The organism is Streptomyces omiyaensis (assembly GCF_014650895.1).
Taxonomy (GTDB): Bacteria; Actinomycetota; Actinomycetes; order Streptomycetales; family Streptomycetaceae; genus Streptomyces; species Streptomyces omiyaensis.
The window spans coordinates 208,657-223,087 of the sequence record NZ_BMVV01000009.1 but is presented as its reverse complement, the minus strand read 5'-3'; the positions used below and the strand labels follow the sequence as shown (position 1 = coordinate 223,087).

Annotated in this window: 15 protein-coding genes; 8 read left to right on the top strand and 7 right to left on the bottom strand. The window is 76.7% G+C overall.

Annotation, left to right across the window (positions count from 1 at the left end; all coding sequences use genetic code 11):
- A complete protein-coding gene (locus IE287_RS17775) occupies positions 1–1,326 on the top strand; it encodes a glutamate-1-semialdehyde 2,1-aminomutase (RefSeq protein ID WP_189850022.1) in 1,326 nt (441 codons plus the stop codon).
- A 7-nt stretch (positions 1,327–1,333) separates the two neighbouring features.
- On the opposite strand, the gene IE287_RS17770 is transcribed toward IE287_RS17775, so the two are convergent.
- Together IE287_RS17770 and IE287_RS17765 are read right to left on the bottom strand one after the other, a co-directional pair.
- Positions 1,334–1,990 (bottom strand): phosphatase PAP2 family protein, encoded by a 657-nt coding sequence (locus IE287_RS17770; protein ID WP_229883549.1) that lies wholly within the window; start codon positions 1,988–1,990, stop codon positions 1,334–1,336.
- A 151-nt stretch (positions 1,991–2,141) separates the two neighbouring features.
- Positions 2,142–3,398 (bottom strand): serine hydrolase domain-containing protein, encoded by a 1,257-nt coding sequence (locus IE287_RS17765; protein ID WP_189850021.1) that lies wholly within the window; start codon positions 3,396–3,398, stop codon positions 2,142–2,144.
- A 325-nt stretch (positions 3,399–3,723) separates the two neighbouring features.
- On the opposite strand from IE287_RS17765, the gene IE287_RS17760 reads away from it, so the two are divergent.
- From IE287_RS17760 to crcB (IE287_RS17745), 4 genes are all read left to right on the top strand, one after another.
- Entirely contained in the window at positions 3,724–4,374 is a 651-nt protein-coding gene (locus tag IE287_RS17760; protein ID WP_189850020.1) for an HdeD family acid-resistance protein, read from the top strand.
- A 59-nt stretch (positions 4,375–4,433) separates the two neighbouring features.
- Positions 4,434–4,913, top strand: coding sequence for an SHOCT domain-containing protein (locus tag IE287_RS17755; RefSeq protein WP_189850019.1), 480 nt, complete (start codon positions 4,434–4,436; stop codon positions 4,911–4,913).
- A 303-nt stretch (positions 4,914–5,216) separates the two neighbouring features.
- Positions 5,217–5,729 carry a fluoride efflux transporter CrcB gene (gene crcB / locus IE287_RS17750; RefSeq protein WP_189850018.1) on the top strand — a complete coding sequence of 171 codons (513 nt, stop codon included), beginning with the start codon at positions 5,217–5,219 and terminating at the stop codon, positions 5,727–5,729.
- Positions 5,726–6,100, top strand: a complete 375-nt coding sequence (gene crcB / locus IE287_RS17745; protein WP_189850017.1) for a fluoride efflux transporter CrcB — start codon at positions 5,726–5,728, stop codon at positions 6,098–6,100. The genes crcB (IE287_RS17750) and crcB (IE287_RS17745) overlap by 4 nt, the downstream gene beginning before the upstream one ends.
- A 43-nt stretch (positions 6,101–6,143) precedes the next feature.
- On the opposite strand, the gene IE287_RS17740 is transcribed toward crcB (IE287_RS17745), so the two are convergent.
- The gene (locus tag IE287_RS17740; RefSeq protein ID WP_189850016.1) at positions 6,144–6,689 is read right to left on the bottom strand and encodes an EF-hand domain-containing protein; all 546 of its coding nucleotides are present in this window, start codon (positions 6,687–6,689) and stop codon (positions 6,144–6,146) included.
- A 172-nt stretch (positions 6,690–6,861) separates the two neighbouring features.
- Between IE287_RS17740 and IE287_RS17735 the strand changes: the two genes are divergently transcribed.
- The gene (locus IE287_RS17735) at positions 6,862–8,067 is read left to right on the top strand and encodes a S8 family peptidase (protein ID WP_189850015.1); all 1,206 of its coding nucleotides are present in this window, start codon (positions 6,862–6,864) and stop codon (positions 8,065–8,067) included.
- A 38-nt stretch (positions 8,068–8,105) separates the two neighbouring features.
- On the opposite strand, the gene IE287_RS17730 is transcribed toward IE287_RS17735, so the two are convergent.
- A complete protein-coding gene (locus tag IE287_RS17730) occupies positions 8,106–9,665 on the bottom strand; it encodes an alpha/beta hydrolase (protein WP_189850014.1) in 1,560 nt (519 codons plus the stop codon).
- Positions 9,666–9,891: 226 nt separating this feature from the next.
- Here IE287_RS17730 and IE287_RS17725 point away from each other — a divergent pair, with 226 nt between their 5' ends.
- Positions 9,892–10,329 (top strand): SRPBCC family protein, encoded by a 438-nt coding sequence (locus IE287_RS17725; RefSeq protein WP_189850013.1) that lies wholly within the window; start codon positions 9,892–9,894, stop codon positions 10,327–10,329.
- A gap of 136 nt (positions 10,330–10,465) precedes the next feature.
- Entirely contained in the window at positions 10,466–11,575 is a 1,110-nt protein-coding gene (locus IE287_RS17720) for a MerR family transcriptional regulator (protein WP_189850012.1), read from the top strand.
- A 96-nt stretch (positions 11,576–11,671) separates the two neighbouring features.
- On the opposite strand, the gene IE287_RS17715 is transcribed toward IE287_RS17720, so the two are convergent.
- The 3 genes from IE287_RS17715 to IE287_RS17705 form a co-directional block, all read right to left on the bottom strand.
- Positions 11,672–12,139, bottom strand: a complete 468-nt coding sequence (locus tag IE287_RS17715) for a hypothetical protein (RefSeq protein WP_189850011.1) — start codon at positions 12,137–12,139, stop codon at positions 11,672–11,674.
- 72 nt (positions 12,140–12,211) lie between these two features.
- Positions 12,212–13,039: a DUF1295 domain-containing protein gene (locus IE287_RS17710; RefSeq protein WP_189850010.1), complete on the bottom strand. Its 828-nt coding sequence runs from the start codon at positions 13,037–13,039 to the stop codon at positions 12,212–12,214.
- A gap of 49 nt (positions 13,040–13,088) precedes the next feature.
- Positions 13,089–14,378: an SAM-dependent methyltransferase gene (locus tag IE287_RS17705; protein ID WP_189850117.1), complete on the bottom strand. Its 1,290-nt coding sequence runs from the start codon at positions 14,376–14,378 to the stop codon at positions 13,089–13,091.
- Positions 14,379–14,431 lie beyond the last annotated feature (53 nt).

Below are 14,431 nucleotides of genomic sequence, written 5' to 3'. Positions count from 1 at the left end.
ATGGGCGGGACGGACGGGGAGTTCGGCCTCCCCCGGTCGCGGGCGGCGAACGAGCGGCTGCACGCCCTCGTCCCCGGGGGCGCGCACACCTACGCCAAGGGCGACGACCAGTATCCGGAGGGACTCGCGCCGGTCATCACGCACGGGCGCGGGGCCCACGTCTGGGACGTCGACGGCAACCGGTACGTGGAGTACGGCTCCGGGCTGCGGTCGGTCAGCCTGGGGCACGCGCACCCCCGCGTGGTCGAGGCGGTGCGGCGGGAGATCGAGCGGGGCGGCAACTTCGTCCGGCCGTCCGTCGTGGAGGTCGAGGCCGCGGAGCGCTTCCTGGCGACCGTGCCGACCGCGGAGATGGTGAAGTTCGCGAAGAACGGCTCCGACGCCACCACCGCCGCGGTGCGGCTCGCCCGGGCCGTGACCGGGCGGGCGCGGGTGGCGCTCTGCGCCGACCACCCGTTCTTCTCCGTCGACGACTGGTTCATCGGGACCACGCCGATGTCGGCGGGGATCCCGGAGATGGACCTGACGGTGACGTTCCCCTACGGCGACCTGGCCGCCACGGAGGACCTGCTCGCGCGGCACGAGGGCGAGATCGCGTGTCTGGTCCTCGAACCCGCCACCCACGCCGAGCCCCCGCCGGGCTATCTCGCCGGGCTGCGCGCGCTGGCCGACCGGCACGGCTGCGTCCTGGTCTTCGACGAGATGATCACCGGCTTCCGCTGGTCGGAGGCGGGCGCCCAGGGCCTGTACGGGGTGGTGCCCGACCTCTCCACCTTCGGCAAGGCGCTGGGCAACGGCTTCGCCGTCTCCGCGCTGGCGGGACGCCGCGAGCTGATGGAGCGCGGCGGGCTGCGCCACTCCGGCGAGCGGGTCTTCCTCCTGTCGACCACGCACGGCGCGGAGACGCACGCGCTGGCCGCCGCGATGGCCGTGCAGACCGCCTACACCGAGGAGGGCGTCACGGCCCGGCTGCACGCGCTCGGCGAGCGGCTCGCCGCCGGTGTCCGGGAGGCCGCCTCCGGGATGGGCGTCGGCGACCACGTCCTCGTGCGGGGCCGGGCCAGCAACCTGGTCTTCGCCACGCTCGACGGGGACGGCCGGCCGTCGCAGGAGTACCGCACCCTGTTCCTGCGGCGGCTCCTCGCGGGCGGGGTGCTGGCGCCGTCGTTCGTGGTGAGCGCGGCGCTGGACGACGCCGACATCGAGCGGACCGTCGACGCGGTGGCGCAGGCGTGCGCGGTGTACCGCAAGGCGCTGGACGCCGGCGACCCGACGCCCTGGATGGGCGGGCGGGCGGTGAGACCGGTCTTCCGCCGCCTGGCCTGAGCGGGTGTCAGGCGGGGCCGCGCCGCCCCGTCCCGGCGGGGCGGCCGGCCTCCCCGGCGGCCGCGCGGTCGATCAGCCACGCCGCCGCCGGCACCACCACGAGGGCGGTGCACCAGCCGCCGAGGGCGTCGGTCGGATAGTGCGCGCCCGTCACGACCTGCGCCCAGCCCATGGCGGCGCCGGCGAGCAGCGCCGCGGCGAGGACGAGGCACCCGCCGGCCGTCCGGCCGAGGCGGAAGCGGCCGGCCGCGCCCAGCGCCACCGCGAGGGCGAAGGCGGTGAGGAAGCCGGTGTGCCCGCTCGGGTAGGACAGGAATCCGCCGTGGATGGTCCGGCCCACCAGCGGCTTGAGGAGCGTCGTCGCCGCCACCGTGAGACCGGTGCCGGCGACGACGAGCACCGCCGCGCGCGGGTGGCGCAGCAGCAGCGAGGCCGTGACGGCGGCCGCGACCAGCGCCGCCGCGCCCAGCGGCTCGCCGAGGAAGTCGGTGGCGCGGGCGAGGTGCCATCCGGCCGGGCCCGCGGCGTCGGTGGCCGCCCGGAGCCGGGTGTCGAGCGCGCCGGGCCCGTCGGCACCGGCGTACCGGAGGCCGAGCAGGGCGCCCAGGAGCGCGGCGAGGACGGCGACCGGCCCGAGCCAGGGGCGCGACGACGGGGGCAGCACCGCGGGCGTGTTCCGGATCTCGGCTCCTCGGGTCGGAGGTCGGGCGGGGCCGCACGGCACCCGCCGTCCCAGTCAACCACGGTGCGGGGAAAGGCAGTCGGCGGCCGCGCCGCCTCCGGGCCGGACCTCCGGCGGGGCCGGCGACCCGGGTTCAGGACCGGTCGTCGCCGTACCCGGCGTGCGGGGCGTGCGGGTCCTTTCCTCCCCTGCCGTCCTTCAGGAGCGCGCAGACGAAGCGCTCCTCGGTCGCGCGCAGGCGGGCCAGGAGCGCGGGGTCGAGGGTGACCTGGCTGGTGACGGAGACGGTCACGGTGCGGCGCCCGTCGGGGGTGGCGGCGGCGAACTGGGTGTACCCGGGGGTGTTCCCGGTGTGGCCGTGGACGGTGCCGCAGCGGGTGGTGTAGCGGAAGACGCCGAGCCCGGCGGCGTTGACGCCGGGTCCGGCGGGCTGGGACTCGCCGGGCACGAAGCGGGTCTGCGCGTACCGGGTGGCCGGGGAGAGCAGGGCGGGCCCCGCGTAGCCGCCGAAGAAGGCTCCCAGGTCGGCCGGGGTGGAGACGATGCCGCCCGAGGCCCAGGCGCCGGAGGCGCTGACGGCCTCGCTGACGTCCTCGGGGTCCTCGCCGGGGGCGGTGGAGTAGCCGTGCAGGAAGGGGCGGGGCAGCCGGAACCCCGAGGGGAGGCTGGTGTCGCGCAGGTGCAGCGGCCGGTACACCAGCTCCCGCAGCAGGTCCTCGTAGCGCCGGCCGGTGGCCTGCTCGGCCATGAGGGCGACGGCGATGTTGTCGGAGTTGGAGTAGGCGTACCGGCTGCCGGGCGGGAAGGCGAGCCCCTCGCCCGCGGCGAACTCCAGCAGGCGCCGGGAGACGAAGCGGTGCCGGGGGTCGGCGCGGACGATCGCCTGGAACCGCTCGGTGCGGCTGTAGTCGGGCAGTCCGCTGGTGTGCTGGAGCAGCTGACGCAGCGTCACGGCGTGCCAGGCCTCCGGGAGGTGCGGCAGCCGCTGCCCCAGGGTGTCGTCCAGGCCCAGCGCCCCTCGGTCCACCAGGCTCAGGGCCACGGCGCCGCTGAACGCCTTGGCGACGCTGGCGATCCGCATGTGGTCGCCGGTGCGGGGCGGGCGTCCGGTGCCGACCTCGGCGGTGCCGGCGCGGTAGACCCGCTCCACGCCGTCCCGGGTGAGGACGGCGATCGCGCCGGGCGGTCCGCCGGGGGCGGCGACCAGCTCGGCGAGGGCCCGGCGGAGCTCCCCGTCCGAGGGGCCGGAGCCGCCGGCGCGGGGCGCGGGCCGCTCGCCGGCCGCGGCCTGCGGGAGGAGGGGACCGGTCAGCGCGGCGGCGAGGAGCAGGGCGGTGACGGCGGCCCGGCGCGGGCGGTGCGGGAGCGGGGCCGGGGCGGATCGGGGCATGCGGAACCTCCTGGACGGGTCGGCGGCGGGTCGCGCCGGTCCGTCCAGCTTCGGCGGGCGGTCCGTCCCGGGCGCGCGCTCCTGAGCCACCCGGCGGTGCGGAACCCCCCGGGGGAAGGGCGGGCGGCCCCGGCGGGGGCGCTCCCCCGCCGCCGTGCCGGGAGGCTCCCCCCGCTCCGGTCCTGCGGGCGACAGCCCGTGCCCGGGGCGGTACCGTCGGAAGGCATATACCGGAAGGTACGCACCGAAAGGTGCGTACCGGACACGGTGGCCGGCGCGGGCGGTCCCGCACCGCCGCCGCCGTCCCGGTTCGGGAGGAGGAGGGATGACGACCTCTCCGTACGGCTCCGGCCCCGCCGCGGACACGGCTCCGTCCGGCGCCGATCCGGCGGATCAGCTGGCACGGCTCGGGCGCTCCTGGCTCTGGCTCCTCGGCGCGGCGATCGCGACCCTGGTGCCCGGGATCGTGGCTCTCGTCTGGCCCGACGCCACCCTCCACGTGCTGGGTGTGGTCGTCGGCCTCTACCTGCTGGTCGTGGGCGGCTTCCGCTTCGTGATGGTGTTCGGCCGCCGGACGGCCGGCGAGCGCATCCCGGGGCTGCTGGTGGCTGTGGTGTTCATCCTGGGCGGGGTGCTGTGCCTGCGGCATCCGCTCCAGACGATCGGCGTGCTCTCGCTGGCGGTGGGCGCCGTCTGGCTGGTGTCGGGCGTCGTCACGCTCTACGGCGCGATCGCCGCCGAGGGCCTGCCGCACCGCGGACTGGTCATCGGCGTCGCGGTGCTCGGCATCGCCGCCGGAATCGTGGTGCTGGCCCTGCCGGCGGAGTCGGCCCGGGTGCTGACCCGGCTGCTCGGCCTCTGGCTGGTCCTGCTGGGACTGGCCGAGACGGCGCTCGCCCTGGCGTGGCGCTCCACCCTGCGCAAGGCGGGGATCCCCGGACGTGACGGCCCCGACGGGCCGGTCACACCCGTCTGACGGGCGGGGCGGTGCTCCGGGCCACGCGTCCGGGGAGGCGGCAGAACGGAGAGAGGGACATGTACCTGGCCTACGACTATCCGCTGCTCAGCGTGTTCTGGAGCATGCTCTGGTTCTTCCTGTGGGTCCTGTGGTTCATCCTGCTGTTCCGGATCATCACGGACATCTTCCGGGACCACGAGATGAACGGCTGGGCGAAGGCGGGCTGGCTGGCCTTCGTCATCCTCCTGCCCTTCCTCGGCGTCCTCGTCTACATCATCGCGCGCGGCAAGAACATGGGCCGCCGCGAGATCGCCCAGGCGCGGGCGCAGCAGCAGGACTTCGACGCGTACATCCGCAGGACCGCCTCGGGAACGGCCCGGCCCAGCAGCGCCGACGAGCTGGCGCGCCTCTCCGACCTGCACGCGCGGGGCGCCATCACGGACGAGGAGTTCCGCCGGGCGAAGACCCTGGTGCTGACCGACGACCCGCGCCCGGCGGGCGACGACCGGCCCCCGATGCCCGCCCCCGCCGCGGAAGAGCCCCGGCGGGCCGCCTGACCCCGCGTCCGGGAACGCCCCGCCGCCCCGCGTCCGCCCCCGGACGCGGGGCGGCGGCCGGTTCGCGGTGCCGCTTCGCCCCGAGGCCCGCGGGGGTGGGGGCGGTGGCCCCGCCGGCTCGGACGAGACGGTCCGATCGCCCCCGGGTACCCTGGGGCCGGCGGCCGTCCCGAGGGCCGGTCGCGCGGCGCTGGGGCCCGCCGTACCCCCACCGCGGCAGGTGCCGCCGACGGTCCCTCCCCGCGGTCACGCGCACCCCCCGGCGTGGAGGGCGAGCGGCGAGCAGGAGGAGAAGGACAGCCGATGAAGGTCCCCCGGTCCCCCTCCGACGAGCCGGTCGACCCCGGCGCCGCCCCTGCCGGACACCCGCCCGGCGCCGGTTCCCCGGGCTCGCCCGGGGCCGCCCGGGGCGAGCGGTTCGCGGTCGTGGGCGCGGTCGCGGCGGGCGGTGCGCTCGGCGCCACGGCCCGCTACGCGGCCTCCCTCCTCTGGCCGACGCCCGACGGCGGCTTCCCGTGGACGACGCTGTGGGTCAACGGGGCCGGCTGCGCGGTCATCGGCGTCTTCATGGTGATCGTCACCGACGTGTGGGCGGCGCCCCCTCTGGTCCGGCCGTTCTTCGGCACCGGCGTGCTGGGCGGTTTCACGACCTTCTCGACCTACGCGACCGACGTCCAGCAGCTGGCCGACGGCGGCCGGCCCCTCCGGGCCCTGGCCTATCTGGCGGGGACGCTCCTGGTGGCGCTGGCGGCGGTGTGGAGCGCGGCGTGGCTGACGCGCCGGATCGTGGCGGGGCGCCGGGAGGGGGCGCGGTGAACTGGCTGCTGGTGGTCCTCGGCGCCGCGGTCGGCGCGCCCCTGCGCCACCTGACCGACCGGGCGGTGCGCGGGCGCCACGACTCCGCCTTCCCCTGGGGCACCTTCACGGTCAACGTGTCCGGCAGCTTCGTCCTGGGCCTCCTCACCGGCGCCGCCGTCCACGGCGCCGCGTCCGAGTCGCTGCGGCTGCTCCTCGGCACCGGCCTGTGCGGCGCCCTGACCACGTATTCGACGTTCTCCTACGAGACCCTGCGCCTGGCCGAGACCGGGGCGAGGTTCCTCGCCGCGGCCAACGTCGTCGCGAGCGTCGTCGCCGGACTCGGCGCCGTCCTCGTCGGCACCACCCTCGCGGACGCGATCTGGGCCTGACCGGCGCGGGCGGCGGCACCGCCCGCGCCGCGTCGGTCCGGCGTCAGGTGCGGGCCGGGACGGGGCCGCAGAGCTGGTTGCCCGGCTCGGCGGGATCGTCGCTGGTCCAGAACTGGATCCACAGCGCGGTGAACTCGGGCCGGCTCAGGTGGCCGTCCCCGTCCTGGTCGAGCAGGCCGAAGACCCCGGTGACGTCGACGCTCTCGCCGTGCCAGGTGTCCACCAGCCGCTGGTGCTCGGCGGGCGAGATCCGTCCGTCGCCGTTCTCGTCTACGGCGTCGAAGACGGTCTCCGCGGTCGCGGCGACCTCCTCCCGCAGGGTGGGCAGCAGGTCCACCATGGCGAGGAGTTCGTCCAGGTCGATCCTGCCGTCCCCGTCCGTGTCCACGTGGGCCGCGAGCCGGTCCCACCACCCCAGCATGACCGCGTCCACCCGCGCGGCGAGCCCGGCTCCGGTCCGCACCCTCGGGAGCCTCCGCCACCGCTCCGCGAGGGCCTCGAAGTCCGTCCGGTCGAGATGGCCGTTCCGGTCGGCGTCGAAGGCGCGGAACATGTTGACGAGCTTGTCGCGCTGGAACTCACTGGCCACGATCGGTCTCCCTCCGGCCCCACCGTTCCTGGGGTCCCCACCGATCCTGCCCGGCCCCACCCGCATCCCAACGGCGCCCGGGAGACCCATTGTGATGATGTTTCAGGCATCCGTTTGAATCGGGCGCGGATGTCGTAGGGGCTGATCGTTTCTGCATGATGCGCTCCCCTGTGTGAACACACGTACCCGACTCGCCCTGGCGAGCGTCACCCTCTCCGTCCTGCCCCTCACCGCCCTGACCGCCCCCGCCGCGACGGCCTCCGATCCCGGTGCCGGGCCGGAACCCGTCCCGGCACCGCTCGTCAGCGCCGCCGACGCGGTGCCCGGGGAGTACATCGTGACCCTCGACAGGACGGCCGACGCGGCCGCGGTCGCCGAGAAGCTGGGCCTCACGCCCACATTCGTCTACAAGAAGGCGCTCAACGGCTTCGCCGCCCCGCTGACCGCGGCCCAGCTCGACGCCGTCCGCAGGACGCCGGGCGTGGCGTCGGTCGAGGAGGACGCGGTGACCCCCGCCCCGCCGCGGCCGGCCCTCCCGGACGGCGCCCGGAGCCCGGCCTCCTCCTGGGGCCTGGACCGGATCGACCAGGCGAACCTGCCGCTGGACGGCGACTTCACCACCCTCGGCAGCGGCGCCGGCGTGACCGCCTACATCCTCGACACCGGCATCGACTACGCCCACGACGAACTCCGGGGCCGCGCCTCGTTCGGCTTCGACGCGATGGGCGACGGACGCTCGGGCCAGGACTGCAACGGGCACGGCACGCACGTCGCCGGCACGGTGGCCGGCAAGACGTACGGCGTCGCCCGCAAGGCCGCCCTCGTCAGCGTCCGCGTCCTGGGCTGCGACGGTCGCGGCTCGTACTCGGGCATGATCGCCGGACTGGAGTGGGTGGCGCGCAACGCCCGGCAGCCCGCCGTCCTGAACGGCTCGCTCGGCGGTGCCAGGTCCGCCGCCCTGAACAACGCGACCACCGCCCTGCGCAACGCCGGCGTGCTGCCCGTCCTCGCGGCCGGCAACGACGCGAAGGACGCCTGCGACGTGTCGCCCGCCTCGGCCGAGGGCGCGGTCACCGTCGCGGCCTCCAACGCGTGGGACGAGGAGACGTCCTTCTCCAACTACGGCAGGTGCGTCGAGCTCTACGCCCCGGGCCAGGACATCGTGTCGGCCCGTCTGGGCGGCGGATCCGCCTCCCTGAACGGCACGTCCATGGCCGCCCCCCACGTCACCGGCGTCGCCGCGCTCTACAAGGCCGCGCACCCCTCGGCCGCCCCGGCCGAGGTCGCCGCGTGGCTCGACGAGCAGTCCACCAAGGACGTCCTGACCAACGTCAGCAACGGCACCCCCAACAAGCTCCTCCACACCGGCGGCCTGTAGCCGGGAGCGCCCGCCCCGGCCGGCCGGCAGGACACCCCTCAGCAGCGGATGTCGGTGGCCGGGCGGGTGCCGGTCAGCAGGAAACGGGTGACGGCGCGGTCGCCGCAGGCGTTGCCGGCGCCGCCCGCGGCCGTCAGGTAGACGCCGTGGCCGCCGCGGTCGACCGAGACCAGGCGGGCGCGGTCGCCGAGGGCCTCGCGCATCCGCAGCCCCGAGGAGTGCGGGGTGGAGGGGTCGCGGAGGTTCTGGATCATGAGGATGTTGGACGGGCCGTCGTCGGTGAGGCGGACCGGCTTCTCCACCGCACCGCCCTTCCAGAAGGCGCAGGGGGTGGTGTTGACGGGCATGCCCCCGGTGAGCGGGTGCCGGACCCGGTCGGCGGCGACCGCGCGGGCGTACGCCGGCACGGAGCGGGGCCAGTCGACGTCGTTGCAGATCACGCCCACGGTGATGGCCGCGGCCTCGTCCGGCATCGGCCCGGCCAGCTCGGGCGGCAGCACGGGCACGCCCTCCGGGTCGAGGACCTGGCCGACGAGCCGCGCGAAGCCGGGGAAGGCGGCGTCGGAGTAGAGGGCGCTCTGCAGGGCCTGGCGGAAGGCGGCCCCGGTGAGCGGTGCGCCGGCCGCCCCGGTGGCACGGGGCTCCCGGTCGAGGCGCGCGGCGAGTTCGAGGACGAGCGCCCGCACCCCCTCCGGGGTGTCGGCCAGGCGCGCTCCCCCGGCCGCCCGGTCCGGGTGGGAGGCCCAGGCCGCGAAGTCCGGGAAGCGGTCCTCGGCGCCCTTCGCCATGTCGGCGAGCCAGCCGTACGCGACCCGGCGCGGGTCCGGGTCCGCGCTGCTGTCCAGGACCCAGCGGTCGGTCCGCTCCGGGTGCTCCTGCGCGTACCGGGCGGCGACGTAGGTGCCGTACGAGGTGGCCCAGGCCGACAGCTTCTCCTCGCCGAGGGCCCGCCGGAGCAGCTCCACGTCCCGCACCTGGTTGGCGGTGGTGAGGCTCCGCAGCACGGGGCCGCCGTTGCGGGCGCAGGCGTCGGCGATCCGGCGGGCCCGCTCGGCGGTGGCACCGATCGTCCCGTCGGCGGCGGGCCAGGAGCGCAGGGTCACCATCCACCGGTCCTCGTCCGCGAGACCGCACCGCGCCTTCGCCGAACCGCCGACCCCGCGCGGGTCGAAGGCCACGAGGTCGTACGCCCCGCCGGTCTCCTCCGCGAGCGCGGCGCCCTTCTGGGCGAGCCGCTGCACCCCGGAGCCGCCGGGTCCGCCCGGGATGACGAGCAGCGTGCCGCGCCGCTCCTCCGGGCGGGTGCCGGCGAGGCGCGAGACGGCGAGGCCGACGCGGGGGCCGGTGGGGTCGGCGTGGTCGAGCGGCACCGAGAGGGTCGCGCAGCGCTGCCCGTCCGCGGGCTTCACCGAGGCCGGACAGTCGCCCCACCGGAGCGGGCCGCCGACGGCGGCGTCCACCGTCGCGGCCGCCCGGCCGGCGGCGCGCGGGGCGGGGCGGTCGGCGGTCGCGCTCGCCGGGGCGGCGGAGACGAGCGCGGCCGCGGCGAGGACGACGGCGGAAGCGGCAAGGGGCGTGTGCGCCGGGCGTGTTGTCATGCCCCCACCCTCCCGTCCGACGGCCCGTCACCTCCATCCGGCCTCCGGGCCCGTCCGGGGTGGGGACGGCCCCCGTCGTCGGGGAGGGAGGAAAAGAGGCGGGGGGGTGAAGAGAGGGAGGAGGAACCGCGCGCGGGGCGCATCCGCCGGAGGCCCGGCGCGGGAAGTGGGGGTGTCCGGGGCCGGTGCCCCGGCATCGGAACCGGACCGGAAGGAGGACCGTGCGGTGATCAGCGTGGAACGGGTGATCGTGGTGCGACGCCCCCTGAGCGAGCTCGTCGCCTATATGGAGGACTTCACCCGCACCGAGGAATGGGACCCCGGCACCGTCCGGTGTGTCCGCCTCGACGACGGACCGGTGCGGCAGGGGGCCGGCTGGCGGAACACGTCACGGTTCCGCGGCCGGGAGACCGAACTGCGCTACGAGCTCACCGTGCGCGAGCCCGCACGGCTGGTGTTCGTCGGAGAGAACCGGACGGTGACCGCGGTGGACGACCTGTGGTTCCAGCCGGAGGGCACCGCCACCCGGCTGCGCTACCGGGCCTCCCTGACCTTCAAGGGCCTCGCCCGGCCGCTGGCCCCCTTCCTGCGTCCGGAGTTCGAGCGGCTCGCCGACGCCGTCGCGCGCCGCCTCCCGGAGGCCGCGGGAGAACGGATCCCCTGATCCCGCGCGTCCGACCCGGACCTCGCCCCCGGCCCTGTCCCCGCCCCGTCCGGCCCCGGCCCCTCCCGGGGGCGAGCCGGTGCCCCCATGAACCCGCCCCGAGTTCGCAGCGTTTCCGCATCGTATGGTGGATGACATGTCCGACACCGCTCACGGGATCACGACCGGCGCCGTGGCCCGGCGCCTGGGGGTCTCCCCCACCACGGTGCGCTCCTGGGACCAGAGGTACGGCATCGGTCCCGCCGTCCGCGCCGACGGACGCCACCGGCGCTGGAGCCCCGAGGACGTGGCCCTGCTGGAGGAGATGTGCCGCCTGACCGCGTCGGGCGTCCCGCCCGCCGAGGCGGCGCGGGCGGCCCGGGGCACCCGGCCCCCCACGGAGGGTCCCGGCCCCGCCGGGGCCGCCCCGCACGTGCCGCCCCCGCCGGAGGAACCCGGCCGGACCGGGGGGACCGACCGGCCCGGGGAAAGTGCGGAGCCGGTCACCGCGCCGGAGCCCGTACGGGCGAACAGGGTGAACGGAGCGCACGCCGGAGCGCACGGCGGCGGGCCCGGCAGCGGGCTGCCGCTGGGGGACGTACGGCGGGAGTGCCGGGGACTCGCCCGGGCGGCCGTGCGCCTCGACGGGCCCGCGATGGAGGCGCTGCTCCAGCAGGTGCTGGCCGAGTACGGGCTGGTCACCGCGTGGGAGGAGATCATGGCGCCGACGCTGCACGCGGTGGGCCGGAAGTGGGAGTCGTCCGACGACCGGTACGTCGAGGTCGAGCACCTGCTCTCCTGGCACGTCTCGACCGCCCTGCGGCGGGTCTCGGTCACCGCGCCCGTGGTCGCCCCGACGGCCGCCCCCGTGGTGCTGGCGTGCGTCCCCGGGGAGCAGCACACGCTGCCGCTGGAGGCGCTGACGGCGGGACTGGCCGAACGGGGCCTGCCGACGCGCATGTTCGGCGCGGCCGTCCCCGCGGAGGCCCTCGACGCGGCGGTCCGGCGGTCGGGCCCCGCCGCCGTCGCGCTCTGGTCGCAGGCGCGGTCCACCGCGAGCCACTCCCTGGCCCGGCACGTCGCCGGGACCGCCTTCGGGGTCCGGGGGGCCCGGACCGCCCCGCTGGTCCTGCTGGCGGGACCGGGGTGGCTCGGCCGGCCCCCCGGCCCCGGCATGGCCCGGCCCGCCGGGCTCCGCGAGGCGATCGGCGTGATCGCGCGGCTGTACGGCGGCGGTGGCGGGCCGGGCGGGAACGCCGAGGGCTGAGGAGGTCCCGCCGGGCGGAAGCGGGTTTCCCACGGCCGGCTCCCGGTTCCACGGGGTCCCCGTTCCACCGGGCCCCGGCTCGACGAGGTCCCCGCCCTACGGGACCCCGGCCTCGCCCTCCGCGGAGGCCTCCCGCCCGCCCGGGTGCGGTCGGCAGCACGTGCAGGGGGTGAGCGACGAGGCCCGGATGGCCTCCCGGCCCCCGGGATAGCCCAGGTCGACCTGGGGAGCCCGGTCGAAGGGGAAGCCGACCGGCACGAGCCGCGCGGCCGCCGCGACGTCCGCGGGCAGCTCGGACACCCCGAGCGGTCGTGCCGGCACTCCGGAGCGGACGTAGCGGGAGTCGTGGTGGTCGTCCCAGTCGAACAGGTACGGTGCCCGCCCCAGCCCGACGGGGCAGTGCGAGGGGCAGTCCTCCCCTCCGCAGTCCAGGTCGAACCACTCCGGGTGGCGCTTCCTGGCCCACGCCGCCGCCTCGTCCATCGTCCGCGCCTGCGCGTGGGCCGCGGTGGGCACCTGGCCGAAGGCGGACCGGAACAACCCGACCCGGTCGAACGGGTCCACCGCCCACCAGTGGAACCGGAGTCCCCAGCGGGGATGCACATAGGTCGTGGGGCGAGCGTACGAGGGGCGCCGTCACCCCCTCCGGGCCTCCGTGCCCGGCCCGCGGCGGGGCGGCAGCGGGACGAAGCCGCTGGTGCGGGCCCGGTAGGCGGCGTAGCCGGGGCGGTCGGCCATGTGCTGTTCCAGGAGGCGCTTGCCGCTGCCCCAGATGAGGAGGCCGCTCATGACGAGGGGGGAGACCAGGGTGAGGAGGGCGGTCTGCCAGGTGGCGCAGGCCGTCAGGTACAGGCCCCACCAGACGAGGAAGTCGCCGAAGTAGTTGGGGTGGCGGGTCCAGCTCCACAGGCCCCGGTCCATGACGCGGCCCCGGTTCGCCGGGTCCGCCTTGAAGCGGGCGAGCTGGTGGTCCCCCACCGCCTCGCAGGCGAGGCCCGCCGCCCAGAGGGCGAGCCCCAGCAGGGCGGTCGCCTCCACGGGTTGGGGCAGCAGGACCGCGACCTGGACGGGGAGGGAGACGAGCCAGACGAGGGCGCCCTGGAGGAGGTACACCTTCCGCAGGGCGTAGAGGGTGGGGTTGCCGCGGGCGCGGGCCAGCATCCGCGCGTACCTCGGGTCCTCCCCGTGGCCGCGTCCCCGGCGGGCGATGTGGAGGGTGAGCCGCAGTCCCCAGACGACGGTGGCGAGCGCGACGAGGGTGCGCCGCGTGTCGTCGCCGTGGCCCGCCGCGAGGGACCAGGCCACGACCGCGACGGCGGCGAAGGCGAGGCCCCAGGCGACGTCCACGATCCGGTGCAGGCTCTTCGCCGTGCCGACGGCGAAGGCGACGAGCATGACGGCGAGCGCGGCCGCCGCCGAGGCGGCGAGGACGACGCCGAGGGTCCCGGTGTCGACGGCGCTCATCGCCGTGCCTCCGTCCCGTGGCCGCGTACGGGGGTGCTCGTCGGGCCGCTCATCGGCCCGCTCCCGTCGCGTCGGCGGTCAGCCGCAGCTGGCGCACGTCGAGGTACCGGGCGCGGAAACCGGCCTCGGAGTAGGCGAGGTAGAACTCCCACATGCGCCGGAAGACCGGGTCGAAGCCGAGCGCGTCGACCTCCGCCTCCGCGCGGAGGAAGCGGGCGCGCCACTGGTGCAGGGTCTCGGCGTAGTGGTCGCCGTAGCCCTGGTCGTGGGTGATGCGCAGCCCGGCGGCCGCGCTCTCGCGGGCGAGGGCCGTCGGCGAGGGGATCAGGCCGCCGGGGAAGACGTACTTGCTGATCCAGGTGTGGGTGCGGGCGGTGGCGAGCATCCGTGCGTGCGGCATGGTGATGGCCTGGAGGGCGACCCGGCCGCCGGGGGCGAGGAGCCGGCGGAGCGCGGCGAAGTAGTCGGGCCAGAACTCGGCGCCGACGGCCTCGATCATCTCGACGCTCACGACGGCGTCGTAGCGGCCCCGGACGTCCCGGTAGTCGCGGAGCTCGACGGTGACCCGGTCCGCGAGGCCCGCCCGCTCGACGCGCCGGCGCGCCAGGGCGAGCTGTTCCTCGGAGAGGGTGACGGTGCGGACGCGGGCGCCGCGCGCGGCGGCCCGGATCGCGAGTTCGCCCCAGCCGGTGCCGATCTCCAGGAGCGTGGTGCCGGGGCCGGCCTCCGCCAGGTCGAGGAGGCGGTCGATCTTGCGGTGCTGGGCGGCGGTGAAGTCCTCGTCGGGGAGGAGCGCGGGCCCCTCGGGCAGGGCGTCGAAGACCGCCGACGAGTAGCTGAGGCCGGGGTCGAGGAAGAGGGAGAAGAGCTCGTTGGAGAGGTCGTAGTGGCGCCGGATGTTGGCGCGGGACCCGTCGGGCGTGTTGCGGTCGGCCCCGGGCCTGCGCCGGACCCAGGCGCCCCGCAGGGCGCGCAGCGGGGCGGGGACGAGGTCGTCGACGTGCCGGGCGAGGACGGTGAGGAGCCCGACGAGGTCGTCGGAGTCCCACTCCCCCGCCATGTACGACTCCCCGAAGCCGATCAGGCCGTCGGCGCCGATCCTGCGGTGGAAGGCGTCCGGGTCGTGGAGCGTGAGCGTGGGGAGGGCAGGGGAGCCGGCGGAGACCGGGGCCGGAGGGCCGGGGACGGGGCTCGGGGCGGTCCGTATCCGCAGGGGCATCCGGGAGAGGGCGCGTTCCACCAGGCGGCGGGCGACGGCGGTCCGCGGGGCGGAGGCCCGGGGCGGGCGGGCGACGTCGGGCCAGCGGCCCGGGTCCACCGGGATCCGGTCCGCGGGCATGCGCTGCGCCGGGACCGGGAGGTGGTCCGCCGGGACGTCGCCGGGGTGGGCGG